Source organism: Pseudoduganella umbonata (assembly GCF_014192225.1).
Classification (GTDB): domain Bacteria; phylum Pseudomonadota; class Gammaproteobacteria; order Burkholderiales; family Burkholderiaceae_D; genus Rugamonas; species Rugamonas umbonata.
In genome coordinates this window covers 240,858-256,856 of record NZ_JACHXS010000009.1, presented here as the reverse complement: position 1 = coordinate 256,856, position 15,999 = coordinate 240,858, and the positions used below count along the sequence as shown (strand labels likewise).

Genomic DNA, 15,999 nt, shown 5'->3' with positions numbered 1-15,999 from the left:
CTTGGCAGGGGTTTCGCGGAGCATGCTCCGCGCCTGCCAAGCGGTGATGGCATGCATGCCATCACTCCTTACACCGACTCTTCAATGTCGGAATGCAAACGCATAATGAAGCACCGCATCACCCGATAAAGCCTAACAGGAGACATACCATGCTCGTAGGCGTACCCAAGGAAATCAAGAACCAGGAATCCCGCGTCGGCCTCACCCCGGCCAGCGTGAAGGAGCTGACGCTGCGCGGCCACCCCGTGCTCGTCGAACGCAATGCCGGCGCCGCGATCGGCCTGGCCGATGCGATGTACGAAGCGTCGGGCGCCACGATCGTCGACAGCGCGCGGGAAATCTTCGAACGCGCCGACATGATCGTCAAGGTCAAGGAGCCGCAGCCGCAGGAATGCGCGATGCTGCGCGAAGGCCAGATCCTGTACACCTACCTGCACCTGGCGCCCGATCCCGCGCAGACGAAGGCGCTGGTCGAATCGAAGGCCGTGTGCATCGCCTATGAAACCATCACCGGCCCGAACGGCGGCCTGCCGCTGCTGGCGCCGATGAGTGAAGTGGCGGGGCGCATGGCCGTGCAGGCCGGCGCGGCGCACCTGGAAAGATCGAAGGGCGGCATGGGCCTGCTGCTGGGCGGTGTGCCCGGCGTGGCGCCGGGCCACGTGGCCATCATCGGCGCCGGCGTGGTCGGCACCAATGCGCTGCAGATCGCCGTCGGCATGGGTGCGCGCGTGACCGTGCTCGACAAGAACGTCGATCGCCTGCGCCAGCTCGACCTGGTGTTCGGCAACCGCGTGCAGACGATGTATTCGAACGCGCACACGATCGAGGAAGCGGTACTGGATGCTGACCTCGTCATCGGCGGCGTGCTGGTGCCCGGTGCCGCCGCGCCCAAGCTGGTCACGCGCCAGATGGTGGCGAAGATGAAGCAGGGCGCCGTCGTGGTCGACGTGGCGATCGACCAGGGCGGCTGCTTCGAAACCTCGCACGCGACGACGCACGAACAACCCACCTTCGTCGTCGACGGCGTGGTGCATTACTGCGTCGCGAACATGCCGGGCGCCGTCGCCCGCACGTCCACGTTCGCACTGAACAACGCCACCATCGCGCATGCGCTGGCGCTGGCGGACAAGGGCTGGAGGAAGGCACTGCAAGCGAATGCGCACCTGAAGAACGGCCTGAACGTCTGCCACGGCCAGGTCACCTACGAAGCCGTGGCCCGCGACCTGGGCTACGACTACGTGCCGGCGGACACGCTGCTGTCGTGACCCTTGCGGTCGTGACCATTGCTGTCGTAGTACCGCGCCGTCCCGACATTACATAACCTGAAACGAGAACAAGATGAGCGACCTGGATACCATCACCCATTACATCAATGGCGCGAAAGCCGACACGCGCAGCGGCCGCTACGCCGACGTCTACAACCCCGCGCTCGGCGAACCGGTGGCCCGCGTGGCGCTGGGCAGCGTGGACGAAGTGGATGCCGCCGTGCAGGCCGCCCACGCGGCATTCCCCGCCTGGGCCGACACGCCGCCGCTGGCGCGTGCCCGCGTGCTGGCGAAGTACCTGCAGCTGTGCCAGCAGCACACCGAGGAATTCGCGGCGATGCTGACGCGCGAACACGGCAAGACGCTGGCCGATGCGCGCGGCGAAGTGGCGCGCGGCATCGAGGTTGTCGAATTCGCGGTCGGCATTCCGCAACTGCTGAAAGGCGAATTCACCGACCAGATCGCGCGCGGCATCGATGCCTGGTCGATGCGCCAGCCGCTCGGCGTGGTCACCGGCATCACGCCGTTCAACTTCCCCGTGATGGTGCCGATGTGGATGTTCCCGGTGGCGCTCGCATGCGGCAACACCTTCGTGCTGAAGCCTTCGGAGCGCGATCCTTCGCCATCGCTGCTGCATGCCGAATTGCTGAAGAAAGCGGGCTTGCCCGATGGCGTATTCAACGTCGTGCAGGGCGACAAGCTGGTCGTCGACGCGCTGCTCGAACACCCGCACATACAGGCCGTGAGCTTCGTCGGTTCCACGCCGATCGCCGAATACATCTATGCGAAAGGCAGCGCATACGGCAAGCGCGTGCAGGCCTTGGGCGGCGCCAAGAACCACATGGTCGTGATGCCCGATGCCGACATGGACATGGCGGTCGACGCGCTGATGGGCGCCGCCTACGGCTCGGCCGGCGAACGCTGCATGGCGATCTCCGTCGTCGTGGCGATCGGCGATGCGGGCGATGCGCTGGTGAGTGCACTGGAACGGCGCACGGCCGCACTGAAAGTACGCGACGGCATGGCGCATGACGCCGAAATGGGACCGGTCGTCACGCTCGCCGCCAAGCAGCGTATCGAACGACTGATCGGCGAGGGCGTGGAGCAGGGCGCGAAGCTGGTCGTCGACGGCCGCAACTTCAAGGTCGCGGACCGGCCCAACGGCTTCTTCGTCGGCGGCACGCTGTTCGACCACGTCACGCCGGACATGACGATCTACAAGGAGGAAATCTTCGGCCCCGTGCTGTGCGTGATGCGGCTGCCGGACGTCGGCAGCGCCGTGGAACTGATCAACCGCAACGAATACGGCAACGGCGTGGCCGTGTTTACGCGCGACGGCGGCGTGGCGCGCGAGTTCGTGCGGCAGATCCAGGTGGGCATGGTGGGCGTCAACGTGCCGCTGCCGGTGCCGATGGCGTTCAACAGTTTCGGCGGCTGGAAGCGCAGCATGTTCGGTGACCACCATGCATACGGCCCGGAAGGCGTGCGCTTCTACACGCGTCACAAGGCCGTGATGCAGCGGTGGCCCAACACGGCTACCGCTGGCGCGGAATTTGCATTCCCACAGATGAAGTAAGCGACCCCCAAAGTCAGCGGCCGATGCGGTCCGGGGTCCGTCCCCGCATGGGGACTGACCCCAGCCTTTCACCCGCACAGTGCAGTCAGGATCTCACCCAGCTCAGCCAGGAACCAGAACCATGCTCGACTCACTCAACTACATTCCGCACCCCAGCTCCTCGAACAGCGAGCTGGCCACCCACTTCACCGACCTCGCCCCGCCGCTCAATGCCCGCCAGGCCGCGATCGAAGCGGCGCGCTGCCTGTACTGCTATGACGCGCCATGCACGCGCATCTGCCCGTCCGACATCGACGTGGCCAGCTTCATCCGCAATATCCACGACCGCAACGTCGACGGCGCCGCGCTCGGCATCCTGAAGCAGAACATCTTCGGCGGCAGCTGCGCGCGCGTATGCCCCACCGAGATCCTGTGCGAGGACGCCTGCGTGCGCAACCACGATGCCGAAGGCCAGCCGGTGAAGATCGCGCTGCTGCAGCGCTACGCCACCGACAACATGAGCTTCACGGAACACCCGTTCCAGCGCGCCAGGGCCACCGGACGCAAGGTCGCCGTCGTCGGCGCCGGCCCGGCGGGCCTGTCGTGCGCGCACCGCCTGGCGATGCTGGGCAACGACGTCGTCGTGTTCGAGGCGCAAGACAAGGCCGGGGGCCTGAACGAATACGGCATCGCAAAGTACAAGCTCACCGACGATTTCGCGCAGCGCGAGGTCGACTTCCTGATGGGCATCGGCGGCATCGAGATCCGCCTCGGGCAGAAGCTGGGCGACAACCTCCACCTGAAAGACCTGCACGCGAACTACGATGCCGTGTTCCTCGCCCTGGGCCTCGGCGCCAGCAGGCAGCTGGGCCTGACGGGCGAGGACGCGCCAGGCCTGCTCGCCGCCGTCGACTACATCGCCGCGCTGCGCCAGGCGGACGATCTCGCCGCACTGCCGGTGCCGAAGCGCGCGATCGTGATCGGTGCCGGCAACACGGCGATCGACATGGCCGTGCAGATCCAGCGGCTCGGCGCGGAAGAGGTGACGCTGGTCTACCGCCGCGGCTTCGATGCGATGAGCGCCACGCAGCACGAGCAGGACATCGCCAAGGCCAACCAGGTGCGGATGCGCACGTGGGCCCAGCCGCAGCAGGTGCTGCTCGATGCGGCCGGACGCGTGCAGGGCATGCGCTTCGAGAAAACGCGCCTGGAGGGCGGCCGCCTGGTGGGCAGCGGCGAAACGTTCGAGATTGCCGCCGATGCCATCTTCAAGGCGATCGGCCAGACGATGGACGATGGGGCACTGGCCGATCCGCTCGCGACGCTGCTGAAGCGCGACGGCGACCGCATCCACGTCGACGAACATTTCCGCACGGCGCTGCCGGGCATCTACGCGGGCGGCGACTGCGTCGCGCCGGGACAGGACCTGACGGTGCAGGCCGTGCAGCACGGCAAGCTGGCCGCAATGGCGATCCATGCCGAACTTCAATCGAAACTGGAGGCAGCGTAATGAGCACCGAATACAGCAACCTGGCCGTCGACTTCTGCGGCATCAAGTCGCCGAACCCGTTCTGGCTCGCCTCCGCGCCGCCCACCGACAAGGCCTACAACGTGATCCGCGCCTTCGAGGCGGGGTGGGGCGGCGTGGTGTGGAAAACGCTGGGCGAGGATCCGCCGGCCGTCAACGTGTCGTCGCGCTACTCCGCCATCTACGGCAAGAACCGCGAAGTCATCGGCTTCAACAACATCGAGCTGATCACCGACCGTTCGCTGGACATCAACCTGCGCGAAATCACCGCCGTCAAGGAAGCATGGCCGGACCGGGCGATCGTCGTGTCGCTGATGCTGCCGTGCGAGGAACACTACTGGGCCGACATCCTGCCGAAGGTGGAAGCGACCGGCGCGGACGGCATCGAACTGAACTTCGGCTGCCCGCACGGCATGCCCGAGCGGGGCATGGGCGCCGCCGTGGGCCAGGTGCCGGAGTACGTGGGCATGGTCACCGCGTGGTGCAAGAAGCACAGCAGGCTGCCGGTGATCGTCAAGCTGACGCCTAACATCACCGACATCCGCCACCCGGCACGCGCCGCGAAGAGCGGCGGCGCCGATGCCGTCTCGCTGATCAACACGATCAACTCGATCACGTCGATCGACCTGGAGCGGATGGTGGCGCTGCCCACCGTCGGTTCTGCCAGCACGCACGGCGGCTACTGCGGCACCGCCGTGAAGCCGATCGCGCTGAACATGGTGGCCGAGATCGCGCGCGACCCGGAAACGCGCGGCCTGCCGATCTCCGGCATCGGCGGCATCAACAACTGGCGCGACGCCGCCGAGTTCATCGCGCTGGGCGCCGGCTGCGTGCAGGTGTGCACGGCGGCGATGCTGCATGGCTTCCGCATCGTCGAAGAGATGAAGGATGGCCTGTCGCGCTGGATGGAGACGCAGGGCTACCGCACCATCGAGGAGTTCCGCGGCCGGGCGGTGCCGAACACGACCGACTGGAAGTACCTGGACATGAACTTCAAGACGATCGCGCACATCAGCCAGGCCGACTGCATCGGCTGCGGCAAGTGCCACGTGGCTTGCGAGGACACGTCGCACCAGGCCGTCGCCCGCCTGGTGGACGAGGCCACCGGCAAGCGCACCTATGAAGTCATCGACAGCGAATGCGTGGGCTGCAACCTGTGCGAGATCACGTGCCCGGTGCAGGGCTGCATCACGATGGTGCCGCAGCAGACCGGCAAGGCGTACATGAACTGGACGCAGGATCCGCGCAATCCGCGGGCGGAACAGGTGCCGACCGCCGCTTGACGTTGCCTCATAAAAAAACCGGTATCAGACACCTTGTCGGGATGATGCTCCGAAAAGGTGTCTGATACCAAGACCTGAAAGAGCACATGAACCCAGGAGAGCCGCCAGTGAGCCACGACATCAAAGCCAACCCCCACCTGTGGAACGAAGACCTCGCGCCCACGTCCGCCGCCCAGCGCACCTGGCTGTGGTACCACTTCGCGGCGTTATGGGTCGGCATGGTGATGTGCATTCCCGCGTACACGCTGTCCGCCAGCCTCGTCGAAGGCGGCATGTCGGCGTGGCAGGCGGTGATGACCGTGTTCCTGGCCAACGCCATCGTGCTGGTGCCGATGCTGGCGATCGGCCATGCCGGGACCAAGTACGGCATTCCGTACGCGGTGCTGGCGCGCGCGTCGTTCGGCACCGACGGCGCCAAGCTGCCGGCGCTGCTGCGCGCGATCGTCGCCTGCGGCTGGTACGGCATCCAGACATGGTTCGGCGGCAGCATGATCTACACGCTGCTGGGCGTGCTGATGGGAGCGCCGATCGGCGGCGACAAGATCGGCTGGCTCGGCATCAATGGCGCGCAGCTGCTGTGCTTCCTGGCGTTCTGGGCGATCCAGATGTACTACATCGTCCACGGCATGGACTCGATCCGCAAGCTGGAGACGTACACGGCGCCGCTGAAGATCCTGATCTGCTTCGTGCTGCTGTGGTGGGTCTGGGACAAGGCGGGCGGCTTCGGCCCGATGCTGGACAAGCCTTCGCAGTTCGCGCCGGGCCAGCCGAAGGAAGGCCAGTTCTGGACCGCGTTCTGGCCGTCGCTGACGGCGATGGTGGGCTTCTGGGCCACGCTGGCGCTGAACATTCCCGACTTCACCCGCTTCGCCAAGTCGCAGAAGGACCAGATCGTGGGCCAGTCGATCGGTCTGCCGGTGCCGATGGGCCTGCTGGCGGCGCTGGCCGTGATCGTCACGTCGGCCACCGTCGTCCTGTACGGCAAGGCGCTGTGGGATCCGGTGGACCTGGCCGCGCGGATGACCGGCGTGGCCGTGCTGGTCGCGCTGATCGTGCTGCTGGTCGACACGGTCAGCGTCAACCTGGCCGCCAACCTCGTCGGCCCCGCCTACGATTTTTCGGCGCTGGCGCCAAAGCGCATCTCGTACCGCACCGGCGGCTACATCACCGCCGGCATCGCGCTGGCGATGATGCCGTGGAAGCTGCTGGAAACCACGCAGGGCTACATCTTCACGTGGCTGATCGGCTATTCGGCGCTGCTGGGTCCCATCGCCGGCGTGCTGATCGTCGACTACTACCTGGTGCGCAAGACCGAGCTGGATGTCGCGGAGCTGTACCGTGAACACGGCATCTACTCGTACGGCACCGGCTGGAACATGGCCGCCGTCATCGCCTTCGTCCTCGGCGTGCTGCCGAACATCCCCGGCTTCCTGAACGCGGCTTTCCCCGCCGCGTTCCCCGATGTCGGCGCAACCTTCAAGACCATCTATACCTATGCCTGGTTCGTGGGCATTGCGATCGCGGCCGTCGCCTACGCGGCGATGATGCAGCTGGCCGCGTTCCGTCCCGCCACGCCAGTCCTGAACGGAGACACCAAATGAGCCTGATCATCCGAGGCGGTACCGTCGTCAACGCCGACCGCGCCTTCCGTGCCGATGTGCTGTGCGAGGGCGACCGGATCGTCGCCGTCGGCGACAAGCTGGATGCGCCGGCGGGCGCGCAAGTCATCGACGCAGCCGGCCAGTACGTGATGCCCGGCGGGATCGATCCGCACACGCACATGAACCTGCCCTTCATGGGTACCGTGACGGCGGACGATTTTTATACGGGAACGGCGGCCGGCCTGGCTGGCGGCACCACCACGATCATCGATTTCGTGATCCCGAATCCGCAGCAATCGCTGCTGGAGGCTTACCACCAGTGGCGCGGCTGGGCCGCCAAGGCGGCCGGCGACTACACCTTCCACGTGGCGATCACCTGGTGGTCCGACCGGGTGCACGAAGAGATGGGCGTGCTGGTGCGCGACCATGGCGTGAACAGCTTCAAGCATTTCATGGCGTACAAGAACGCCATCATGGCGGACGACGAAACGCTGGTGAAAAGCTTCCGCCGCTCGCTGGAGCTGGGCGCGATCCCCACCGTGCATGCGGAGAACGGCGAACTGGTGTACCAGCTGCAGCGCGACCTGCTGGCCAAGGGCATCACCGGGCCGGCGGCGCATCCGCTGTCGCGGCCGCCGGCCGTGGAAGCGGAGGCGGCCAATCGCGCGATCGCCATCGCCAGCGTGCTGGAAACGCCGCTGTACATCGTCCATGTGTCGTGCAAGGAATCGCTCGATGCCATCACGCGCGCCCGCGCGGCCGGCCAGCGCGTGTACGGCGAAGCGCTGGCCGGGCACCTGATCATCGACGACAGCGTCTACCAGAACCCCGACTTCGACTTCGCCGCCGGCCACGTGATGAGCCCGCCGTTTCGCGGCAAGGAGCACCAGCGCGCCTTGTGGCAGGGCCTGCGTGGGGGCAACCTGCACACGACCGCTACCGACCATTGCACGTTCTGCGCCGAACAGAAGGCGGCCGGCCGCGACGACTTCACGAAGATCCCGAACGGCTGCGGCGGCGTCGAGGACCGCATGGCGGTGATCTGGGATGAAGGGGTGAACGGCGGCCTGCTGACGCCATCCGAATTCGTCAAGGTCACGTCCGCCAACGCGGCGCAGATCTTCAACATCTATCCACGCAAGGGTGTCGTGCAGGCCGGTGCCGATGCCGACGTCGTCGTTTGGGATCCGGCCGGCACGCGGACGATCTCGGCGAAGACGCAGTTCGCCAGGGGCGGCTTCAACGTGTTCGAGGGCCGCACCGTGAAAGGAATCCCGAGCACCACGATCGCCGCCGGCAAGGTGGTGTTCCACCACGGCGAGCTGATGGCCGTGGAAGGCGCCGGCCGGCACGTGGAACGCCCGGCATTCCAACCCGTTTCCGCAAGCTGAAGGGACAAGCAATGAACGACATGACCGACGCAGTAAAGACCGACGTGGCGATCGACGCGCTGCGCGTCGATGGCCCGCGCCTGTGGGATGCGCTGATGGAACTGGCGCAAATCGGCGCGACCGAGAAGGGCGGCGTGAAGCGCCTGGCCCTGACGGACCTGGACCGGCAGGGCCGCGACCTCGTCGTCGGCTGGGCAAAGGCCGCCGGCATGACGGTGACCGTCGACCAGATCGGCAACGTGTTCATGCGCCGCGCCGGTACCAACGATGCACTGCCGCCGGTGATGACGGGCAGCCATATCGACACGCAGCCGACCGGCGGCAAGTTCGACGGCAACTACGGCGTGCTTGCCGGCCTGGAGGTGGTGCGCACGCTGAATGACCATGGCATTCGCACCGAAGCGCCGATCGAGGTGGCCTTCTGGACCAACGAGGAAGGTTCGCGCTTCGTGCCCGTGATGATGGGTTCCGGCGTTTTCTGCGGCGCATTCACGCTGGAACACGCGTATGCGGCCAAGGACGTCGACGGCAGGACGGTCGGCGAGGAACTGGAACGCATCGGCTACAAGGGTACCCAGGTGCCGGGCGACCATCCGATCGGCGCCTATTTCGAGACGCACATCGAGCAGGGGCCCGTGCTGGAAGATGCCGACAAGGTGATCGGCGTGGTGCCCGCCGTGATGGGGCTGTCGTGGTACGACTGCACGGTGAGCGGCATGGAAGCGCACGCCGGCCCGACGCCGATGCACCTGCGGCGCGACGCGATGCAGGTGGCCGCGCGGATCATCCCGGAAGTGGTGGCGATCGCCAACCGCTACCCGCCCTATGGCCGCGGCACGGTCGGCATGATGCAGGTGTTCCCGAACAGCCGCAACGTGATCCCCGGCCAGGTGAAGTTCTCGATCGACCTGCGCAACGTGAACGACGAGCTGCTGAACACGATGCACGAAGAGATGACGGCGTTCGTCGCGCAGGTCGCGGCCGACTCGGGCCTCGACGTGAAGCTGGAACGCGTGTCGTACTACCCGCCATGCCCGTTCCACCCGGACGTGGTCGGCGCCGTGCGCAGCGCCACCGCGAAGCTGGGGTATTCGACGATGGACGTGGTATCCGGCGCCGGGCACGACGCGATCTATGCGGCGCGGCTGGCGCCGTCCGGCATGATCTTCGTGCCGTGCAAGGACGGCATCAGCCACAACGAGATCGAGGATGCGCAGCCGGCGCACCTGGAAGCCGGCTGCAACGTGCTGCTGCACGCGATGCTCGAACGGGCGAGGGTGGTCTAGTTCGCGATAATCGCCGCCAGCTCGGCGGCGATCTGTTGCGCCAGCTGGTGGATGTGGAAGCCGTCCACGAAACCGTGGTGCGCCTGCACCGAGAACGGCAGCACCAGTTCGCCCGGCGCGCCGTCGCGGAACTTGCCCCACGCCAGCGAAGGGATGTCCGGGCAGTCCAGCGCCGCCGTCGGATGCTGGATCGACGTGAAGGCCAGCCACGGAATGCAGGTGACGAACATCTGGTGCTTTGCCTCGCGGGGCGACAGCGTACGATAGGGTTCGTTGAACTGCACCATGTTCGACGCGGCTTCGCGCGCTGCGCTGCCGCGGGCGACGAATTCGCGCAGGTCGTCCGACCAGTCGAACATGGCGAAATTGAGGTCGTTGTGCTGGTTGATCACCGTGAAGGACGGGATCAGGCGGTCGATCTCGAACACTTCGCCGTCATGGATGCGCCAGCGGAAGTTCTCGATCTTCATCGCCGCGCGCAGCATGGCGCACAGCAGCACGTGGAACGGCGGCAGGCCGTTGTCCCTGCACCAGGGCCGGAAGTCCGGCAAATCCAGCGGGAAGCACAGGTTGACGGCCGGGCTGTCCATGCCGTCGAACATCTGGAAGCGGTCGCGCCGCCGTTCGAAGTTTTCCATAGCGTGTCGTGTCATTGCGAGGCCGATATTGTCGCATGGGCCGCCAACGCATCGACCAGTTCGCGCGCATAGCCCGGCAGGTCGGCATAGCTGCGCGTGCACAGCAGCAGGCGGCGCCGCGTCCACGCATCCGCCAGCCTGACCACCTTCAGGTTGGCCGCGTCGCGCGAGCGCACCACGGCCGATTCCGGCAGCACCGCCAGGCCGGCGCCGCTGGCCACCATGCGGCACACCGCGTCGAAGCTGCGCACCCGTACGCGGTAGCGCAGCCGCCTGCCCAGTTTCGTGGCCTGCTCGCCGAGGTACATCTGCAGCGCACTGTCGCCGGCCAGGCCGATGAAGTCATGTTCCACCGCGGCCGCGAAGGGCAGCGCGGCATTGCGGCGCAGGCCCTTGCCGAGCGGGTGGCCGGGATGCAGCGCCAGCACCAGCCGGTCTTCGCAGAACAGCCTGGTTTCCAGCCCGCTGCTGTCGACCGAGTCGGTCACGATGCCGATATCGGCCAGGTCGTCGCGCATCGCCTGCACGATGTCGCTGGACAGCCGTTCCTCGAGATCGACATTGACCTGCGGGTGCCCGGCCATGAACGCGGCCAGCACATCGGGCAGGAACTCCGTCAGCGCCGACGTATTGCACAGCAGGCGCACGTGGCCCTTCAGGCCGGTGGCGTATTCGCCCAGGTCGGCACGCATCTTTTCCATCTGCTGCGTGATCAGCCGCGCGTGATGCAGCAGCGTGCGGCCGGCGTCGGTCGGCTCCACGCCGCGGCGGCTGCGCTGCAGCAGCGGCACGCCAAGGGCATCCTCCATGCCGCGCACGCGGGCGCTGGCCGACGCCAGGGCCAGGTGGGCCTGCGCGGCGCCGGCCGTGATGCTGCCGCTTTCCACCACGCGCAAAAACAGTTTCAGGTCGGTCAGGTCGAACCGCATATGTCCTCTCAGCCTTCGTCGAATCCGAAGGCTGAGGCAGTATATTCCACATTTCCGGCCTCCGGCACGGGCGGCATACTGCGCCCATGGAAAACAACCTGATTTTTATCTGCGCGGTGTTCGTGCTTGCCGGCGTGGTCAAAGGGGTGACCGGCATGGGCCTGCCGACCGTCGCGATGGCCCTGCTGGGGCTCGTGATGCCGCCGCTGCAGGCTGCCGCCATCCTCATCGTGCCTTCGCTTTTGACGAACATGTGGCAGATGCTGGAACGGCGCGGCCTGCATGCGCTGTGGCTGCGGCTGCGCCCGATGCTGCTGGGGGTGTGCGCCGGCATGCTGCTCGGCGGCGCCTTTTTCGCCAAAGGCGATGGCAGGGCGGTCCTCGGCATCGCGCTGGTGCTGTATGCGCTGCTCGGGCTGACGTCGTGGCGCTGGCAGGTGCGCGCGGCGCAGGAACCCTGGCTGGGGCCACTGGTTGGCGTGGCGACCGGCGTGCTGACGGCCGTCACCGGCGTGTTCGTGCTGCCTGCGGTACCTTACCTGCAGGCGCTCGGGATGGAGAAGGAAGAGCTGGTGCAGGCAATGGGCCTGTCGTTCACGGTGTCGACGCTGGCGCTGGCCGCGATGCTGGCCGGGCATGGCGCGTGGGAACCGGCGAGTGCCGGCATGTCGTTCGTGGCCCAGTTGCCGGCGCTGGCCGGCCTGGCGCTGGGTAGCCGGCTGCGCGCGCGGCTCAAGCCGCAGGTGTTCCGGCGCTGCTTCTTTTTCACGTTGCTGCTGCTAGGGGGGCATCTGACGATCAATGCCTGAGCCCGCCCGAAAACCGGTGACAGGCACCAGTTAATTTGCAATGTTTCTTCAAAACCGGTGACAGGCTCCGGTATTTTGGAAACATTTCCCCGAAACTGGAGCCTGTCACCGGTGCAAACTGGAGCCTGTCACCGGTGCCAGGGTCATCGGCGAGGGCGGATAACCCACGCTTCGGCGCGCCTGCTTCGTTGCGCCACGGTCCAGCCAGCTACTGCCCGCTCAGCACCGCCAGTTGCTTGCCCGTGCCGCCTTCGCCGAGAGGAGCGCTGGTCACCAGCAGGGTGGCGCCGGGCGCCAGCAGCGCGCTCACGCGCCGGTAGAAGTCCGGCGGGATCTGCACCCGGTTGCGGGCCACTTCGTCCACCGGCTGGCCGTCCTCGCCCTCGTGGCCGGCCACGCCGGCATAGATCCATTGCTGCCCGTCGCCGCTGCCGCCGGCGAGGGTCAGCACGTGCGTGGCGTCGTCGTCGCGCGGCAGCGTCACGGCGGAACGGCCGATCGGCACGCCGTTGCGCAGCACGACCGCGGCCTGGTCGGCGCGCGACAGCACGATCGTGACGGGCCCCTCAGCCGACTTTTCCGGCGTCCAGAAATCCGCATCGCGGTCCAGCTCCAGCGTGGTCGGTGCCAGCACTTCGCCGCCGCCCGTCGCCACGGGGTGCGCCGAATCGCCCGCCACAACGACCGTGGTACCGAGCCTTGTAGCTGAAAACAGCTGCTTTGCAAAAGCCATCGGCAGGTGCACGCAGCCGTGGCTTTCCGGGTATCCGGGCAGCCCGCCGGCATGCAGCGCCACGCCGTCCCAGGTCAGGCGCTGCTGGTAAGGCATGGGTGCGCTGTTGTACTTGCTGGAGCGGTGTTTGGCGTCCTTCTGCAGGATCGTGAATACGCCGGTCGGCGTCTGGTATCCCGGCTTGCCGCTCGAAACCGTCGCGACGCCGATGCGCACGCCGTTCCGGTACACGGTGGCCAGCTGTTTCGACAGGTCCACGTAGACCAGCACCGGGCCCTTTGGCGCGATCCGCGGCGCCCACACCCATTCGCCGGGCTTCAGGCTGCCGGACTGCCGCGCCAGTTCCACCGCGGACGATACGGTGCGCCCCTGTGCCGATGCCGTTCCGGCAAACATCAGCGCCGCCATCGCCAGGCAAGCCGCGCCGGCTGGAATATTGAACTTCATGCGGTTATCCGTCACGGCTGCGTGCCCACGGAGAGCGTATAGCTGGCGCGTTCATTGCGGCGCGCGGCGTTGCGCATCAGGTAGACGTTTACGGTGTATTCGCCATCCTGTTCGACCTTGCCCCGGTAATCCAGCCCGTTGATCGAGCCGTTGAACAGCGCTTCCTGCGCGCCCGGCGCCGTGATGTTGAAGTAGTTCGACAGCGAGTTCGTCTTCAGGCCGACGGTCAGGTCCTGCCCCTGCCGCAGCAGCACCTTGTACTCCGCCGTGCCATAACCACGGATCTTGCCGCGCAAGGTTTTCGTGCCCGGCGTGCTGGCATCGACCGTGTACCGCTCGACCTTGTCGGCCGCCGCGGCGCCATGCGGCAGCCATGCCAGAGCACTGCACAATGCCGCGCCGGCAATCAACAGGGTGGAACGTGTCATCGTGATCCTTTCGTGATTCCTCTCATGCGTGGCCGGTGATCTAGCGGTAATGCCACGCTGTCCGCGCTGGCGTCGCCGTGCAATCCCATCAGGATGACCTGCATCGTTTTCTCCGTTGTTTGCCGGGGCGCGTCAGGCGATGATATTCAGGCCGCCGTCCACATACACCGTGCTGCCGGTCAGACGGCGCGCATAGTCGGTGGCCAGGTAGGCGCAGGTGTTGCCGACGTCCAGGATATCGACCAGTTCCCCGAGCGGTGCCCGGGCCACGGCGTCGGCCAGCAGCAGGTCGAAATCCTTCAGCCCCGAGGCGGCCCGGGTTTTCAGGGGGCCGGGCGAGATCGCATGCACGCGGATACCTTTCGGGCCGAGTTCGTGCGCAAGGTAACGGCACGACGCCTCGAGCGCCGCCTTGACGGGGCCCATCACGTCGTAGTTTGGCACCACCTGCCGCGCACCGTGGTAGCTCATGGCGAACAGGCTGCCGCCTTCCGTCATCAGCGGTGCGGCCAGCCGCGCCATGCGCACGAACGAATGGCAGGAAATATCCATTGCGCGGAGGAAGCATTCGCGCGAGCAGTCGAGCAGTCCGCCCTGCAGGTCGGCTTTCGGCGCGAACGCGATCGAGTGCACGGCGATGTCGAGGCGGCTGTGCCGCGCCAGCGCCTCGAACACCGCTTCGAGCTGGCCCGGCTGCTCGACGTCCAGCGGCAGCAGTTCGGCACCCAGCGCCTCGGCCAGCGGCGCCACGTGCGGCAGGGCCTTGTCGTTCAGGTAGGTCAGCGTGAGCTCCGCGCCCAGCTTGCGGAAGGCGAGCGCGCAGCCATAGGCGATCGAGTGTTCGTTCGCCACGCCGACGACCAGCGCGCGCTTTCCCGCCAGGATCGGATGGACTGTTTCAGTGCTCATGCTTCCTCCACCAGCGCAGCCGTATGCCGCGCGATCATCAGTTCTTCGTTGGCCGGCACCACCCACGCCTCGACCTTGCTGGAAGGGGCGCTGATGCGGGAGATTTGGTCGGCACCAGCGCCGGCGTTGGCCGCCTCGTCCAGCGACACGCCCAGCCACGCCGCATCGCGGCACACGGCGGCGCGTACCGCCACGCTGTTCTCACCGATGCCGCCGGAGAAAACCAGGGCATCGAGTCCGCCCAGCGCGGCGGCCAGCGAGCCGAGTTCGCGGCCGATGCGGTAGACCAGCAGGTCGATCGCCAGGCGTGCGCGCGGTTCGTCGCTGGCCTCGAGCGTGCGCATGTCCGCCGACAGGCCGGACACGCCCAGCAGCCCGGATTGCTGGTACAGCAGCCGCTGCACCGCCGGCACGTCCATGCCCAGCTCGTCGATCAGGTACAGCACCACGCCGGGATCGAGCGCGCCGCAGCGCGTCCCCATCGGCAGGCCGTCCACGGCGGTGAACCCCATCGTGCTGGCGACGCTGCGGCCGGCACGCATCGCGCACATGCTGGCGCCATTGCCCAGGTGGGCGGCCACGACGCGACCGCCGGCCAGGTGCGGCGCGAAGTCCGGCACGCGGCTGGCGATGTATTCGTAGGACAGGCCATGGAAGCCGTAGCGCCGGATGCCGCGCTCCGTGATCGATGGCGGCAGCGCGAAGGCTTGCGCGAGCGGCGGCTGCGCCGTGTGGAATGCCGTGTCGAAGCAGCCCACCTGCGGCACCTGCGGTGCCAGCGCCATCACGGCACGCACCGGCGCGAGGTTATGCGGCAGGTGCAATGGGGCGAGGGGGATGAGCTTTTCGAGTTCGTCGAGCACGGCGCCGTCCAGCCGCTGCGGGCCGCTGTAGTGCGCGCCGCCATGCACAATGCGGTGGCCGACCGCACGCACCCGCAAGCCTTGCAGGTGTTCCCCGGCATGGTCGATCAGGAAAGCCATGGCCTGTTCGTGATCGAGCGGCGCGCCGTCCCAGGTGCGTTCTCCCGCCGGCAGGCCGGCGGCATCGGAGGCGACGAAGCGCGTCTTGCCGGCGTACAGGTTTTCCACCTTGCCCTTCAATGCCGGCGCCAGCGCCGCGCCACGGAACAGGGAAAACTTGATGCTCGACGATCCGGCATTGATGACCACCACGGCATCGTTCGGCGCCAGCATG

At 67.0% G+C, this 15,999-nt stretch carries 14 protein-coding genes; 8 read left to right on the top strand and 6 right to left on the bottom strand.

Going from position 1 to position 15,999, the window contains the following annotated elements:
* Nucleotides 1-149 precede the first annotated feature (149 nt).
* The 7 genes from ald (at nucleotide 150) to FHS02_RS22140 (ending at nucleotide 9,909) form a co-directional block, all read left to right on the top strand.
* Nucleotides 150-1,265 carry an alanine dehydrogenase gene (ald, locus tag FHS02_RS22170; protein ID WP_137316285.1) on the top strand — a complete coding sequence of 372 codons (1,116 nt, stop codon included), beginning with the start codon at nucleotides 150-152 and terminating at the stop codon, nucleotides 1,263-1,265.
* A 73-nt stretch (nucleotides 1,266-1,338) separates the two neighbouring features.
* The gene (locus FHS02_RS22165; protein ID WP_137316286.1) at nucleotides 1,339-2,841 is read left to right on the top strand and encodes a CoA-acylating methylmalonate-semialdehyde dehydrogenase; all 1,503 of its coding nucleotides are present in this window, start codon (nucleotides 1,339-1,341) and stop codon (nucleotides 2,839-2,841) included.
* A gap of 121 nt (nucleotides 2,842-2,962) precedes the next feature.
* A complete protein-coding gene (locus FHS02_RS22160) occupies nucleotides 2,963-4,330 on the top strand; it encodes an NAD(P)-dependent oxidoreductase (RefSeq protein WP_137316287.1) in 1,368 nt (455 codons plus the stop codon).
* Nucleotides 4,330-5,631, top strand: coding sequence for an NAD-dependent dihydropyrimidine dehydrogenase subunit PreA (gene preA, locus FHS02_RS22155; RefSeq protein ID WP_137316288.1), 1,302 nt, complete (start codon nucleotides 4,330-4,332; stop codon nucleotides 5,629-5,631). Before FHS02_RS22160 ends, preA begins: the two co-directional genes overlap by 1 nt.
* An 86-nt stretch (nucleotides 5,632-5,717) precedes the next feature.
* Nucleotides 5,718-7,232 (top strand): NCS1 family nucleobase:cation symporter-1, encoded by a 1,515-nt coding sequence (locus tag FHS02_RS22150; RefSeq protein ID WP_137316289.1) that lies wholly within the window; start codon nucleotides 5,718-5,720, stop codon nucleotides 7,230-7,232.
* Nucleotides 7,229-8,623 carry a dihydropyrimidinase gene (gene hydA, locus FHS02_RS22145; RefSeq protein WP_137316290.1) on the top strand — a complete coding sequence of 465 codons (1,395 nt, stop codon included), beginning with the start codon at nucleotides 7,229-7,231 and terminating at the stop codon, nucleotides 8,621-8,623. The genes FHS02_RS22150 and hydA overlap by 4 nt, the downstream gene beginning before the upstream one ends.
* Nucleotides 8,624-8,643: 20 nt before the next feature.
* Entirely contained in the window at nucleotides 8,644-9,909 is a 1,266-nt protein-coding gene (locus FHS02_RS22140) for a Zn-dependent hydrolase (RefSeq protein WP_137316291.1), read from the top strand.
* On the opposite strand, the gene FHS02_RS22135 is transcribed toward FHS02_RS22140, so the two are convergent.
* Together FHS02_RS22135 and FHS02_RS22130 are read right to left on the bottom strand one after the other, a co-directional pair.
* Nucleotides 9,906-10,547: a CatA-like O-acetyltransferase gene (locus FHS02_RS22135; protein ID WP_137316292.1), complete on the bottom strand. Its 642-nt coding sequence runs from the start codon at nucleotides 10,545-10,547 to the stop codon at nucleotides 9,906-9,908. The genes FHS02_RS22140 and FHS02_RS22135 overlap by 4 nt on opposite strands.
* Before the next feature lie 11 nt (nucleotides 10,548-10,558).
* On the bottom strand, nucleotides 10,559-11,476 hold the full coding sequence (locus FHS02_RS22130) for a LysR substrate-binding domain-containing protein (protein WP_137316293.1): 918 nt from the start codon (nucleotides 11,474-11,476) through the stop codon (nucleotides 10,559-10,561).
* Nucleotides 11,477-11,562: 86 nt separating this feature from the next.
* On the opposite strand from FHS02_RS22130, the gene FHS02_RS22125 reads away from it, so the two are divergent.
* On the top strand, nucleotides 11,563-12,285 hold the full coding sequence (locus tag FHS02_RS22125) for a sulfite exporter TauE/SafE family protein (protein WP_137316294.1): 723 nt from the start codon (nucleotides 11,563-11,565) through the stop codon (nucleotides 12,283-12,285).
* Nucleotides 12,286-12,493: 208 nt separating this feature from the next.
* Here FHS02_RS22125 and FHS02_RS22120 read toward each other — a convergent pair whose 3' ends face one another.
* The 4 genes from FHS02_RS22120 to FHS02_RS22105 form a co-directional block, all read right to left on the bottom strand.
* A complete protein-coding gene (locus FHS02_RS22120) occupies nucleotides 12,494-13,465 on the bottom strand; it encodes a L,D-transpeptidase (protein WP_137316295.1) in 972 nt (323 codons plus the stop codon).
* Nucleotides 13,466-13,476: 11 nt separating this feature from the next.
* Nucleotides 13,477-13,893: a hypothetical protein gene (locus tag FHS02_RS22115; protein ID WP_137316296.1), complete on the bottom strand. Its 417-nt coding sequence runs from the start codon at nucleotides 13,891-13,893 to the stop codon at nucleotides 13,477-13,479.
* A gap of 132 nt (nucleotides 13,894-14,025) precedes the next feature.
* The gene (gene fabI, locus FHS02_RS22110) at nucleotides 14,026-14,802 is read right to left on the bottom strand and encodes an enoyl-ACP reductase FabI (RefSeq protein WP_137316297.1); all 777 of its coding nucleotides are present in this window, start codon (nucleotides 14,800-14,802) and stop codon (nucleotides 14,026-14,028) included.
* Nucleotides 14,799-15,998, bottom strand: coding sequence for an acetate/propionate family kinase (locus tag FHS02_RS22105; protein ID WP_137316298.1), 1,200 nt, complete (start codon nucleotides 15,996-15,998; stop codon nucleotides 14,799-14,801). Before FHS02_RS22105 ends, fabI begins: the two co-directional genes overlap by 4 nt.
* Nucleotide 15,999 lies beyond the last annotated feature (1 nt).

Excerpts from the sequence above, each read along its gene's own strand:
- ald (WP_137316285.1), top strand. The coding sequence starts at position 150 with ATGCTCGTAGGCGTACCCAAGGAAATCAAGAACCAGGAATCCCGCGTC.
- FHS02_RS22165 (WP_137316286.1), top strand. The coding sequence starts at position 1,339 with ATGAGCGACCTGGATACCATCACCCATTACATCAATGGCGCGAAAGCC.
- FHS02_RS22160 (WP_137316287.1), top strand. The coding sequence starts at position 2,963 with ATGCTCGACTCACTCAACTACATTCCGCACCCCAGCTCCTCGAACAGC.
- preA (WP_137316288.1), top strand. The coding sequence starts at position 4,330 with ATGAGCACCGAATACAGCAACCTGGCCGTCGACTTCTGCGGCATCAAG.
- FHS02_RS22150 (WP_137316289.1), top strand. The coding sequence starts at position 5,718 with ATGAACCCAGGAGAGCCGCCAGTGAGCCACGACATCAAAGCCAACCCC.
- hydA (WP_137316290.1), top strand. The coding sequence starts at position 7,229 with ATGAGCCTGATCATCCGAGGCGGTACCGTCGTCAACGCCGACCGCGCC.
- FHS02_RS22140 (WP_137316291.1), top strand. The coding sequence starts at position 8,644 with ATGACCGACGCAGTAAAGACCGACGTGGCGATCGACGCGCTGCGCGTC.
- FHS02_RS22135 (WP_137316292.1), bottom strand. The coding sequence starts at position 10,547 with ATGGAAAACTTCGAACGGCGGCGCGACCGCTTCCAGATGTTCGACGGC.
- FHS02_RS22130 (WP_137316293.1), bottom strand. The coding sequence starts at position 11,476 with ATGCGGTTCGACCTGACCGACCTGAAACTGTTTTTGCGCGTGGTGGAA.
- FHS02_RS22125 (WP_137316294.1), top strand. The coding sequence starts at position 11,563 with ATGGAAAACAACCTGATTTTTATCTGCGCGGTGTTCGTGCTTGCCGGC.
- FHS02_RS22120 (WP_137316295.1), bottom strand. The coding sequence starts at position 13,465 with ATGAAGTTCAATATTCCAGCCGGCGCGGCTTGCCTGGCGATGGCGGCG.
- FHS02_RS22115 (WP_137316296.1), bottom strand. The coding sequence starts at position 13,893 with ATGACACGTTCCACCCTGTTGATTGCCGGCGCGGCATTGTGCAGTGCT.
- fabI (WP_137316297.1), bottom strand. The coding sequence starts at position 14,802 with ATGAGCACTGAAACAGTCCATCCGATCCTGGCGGGAAAGCGCGCGCTG.
- FHS02_RS22105 (WP_137316298.1), bottom strand. The coding sequence starts at position 15,998 with ATGCTGGCGCCGAACGATGCCGTGGTGGTCATCAATGCCGGATCGTCG.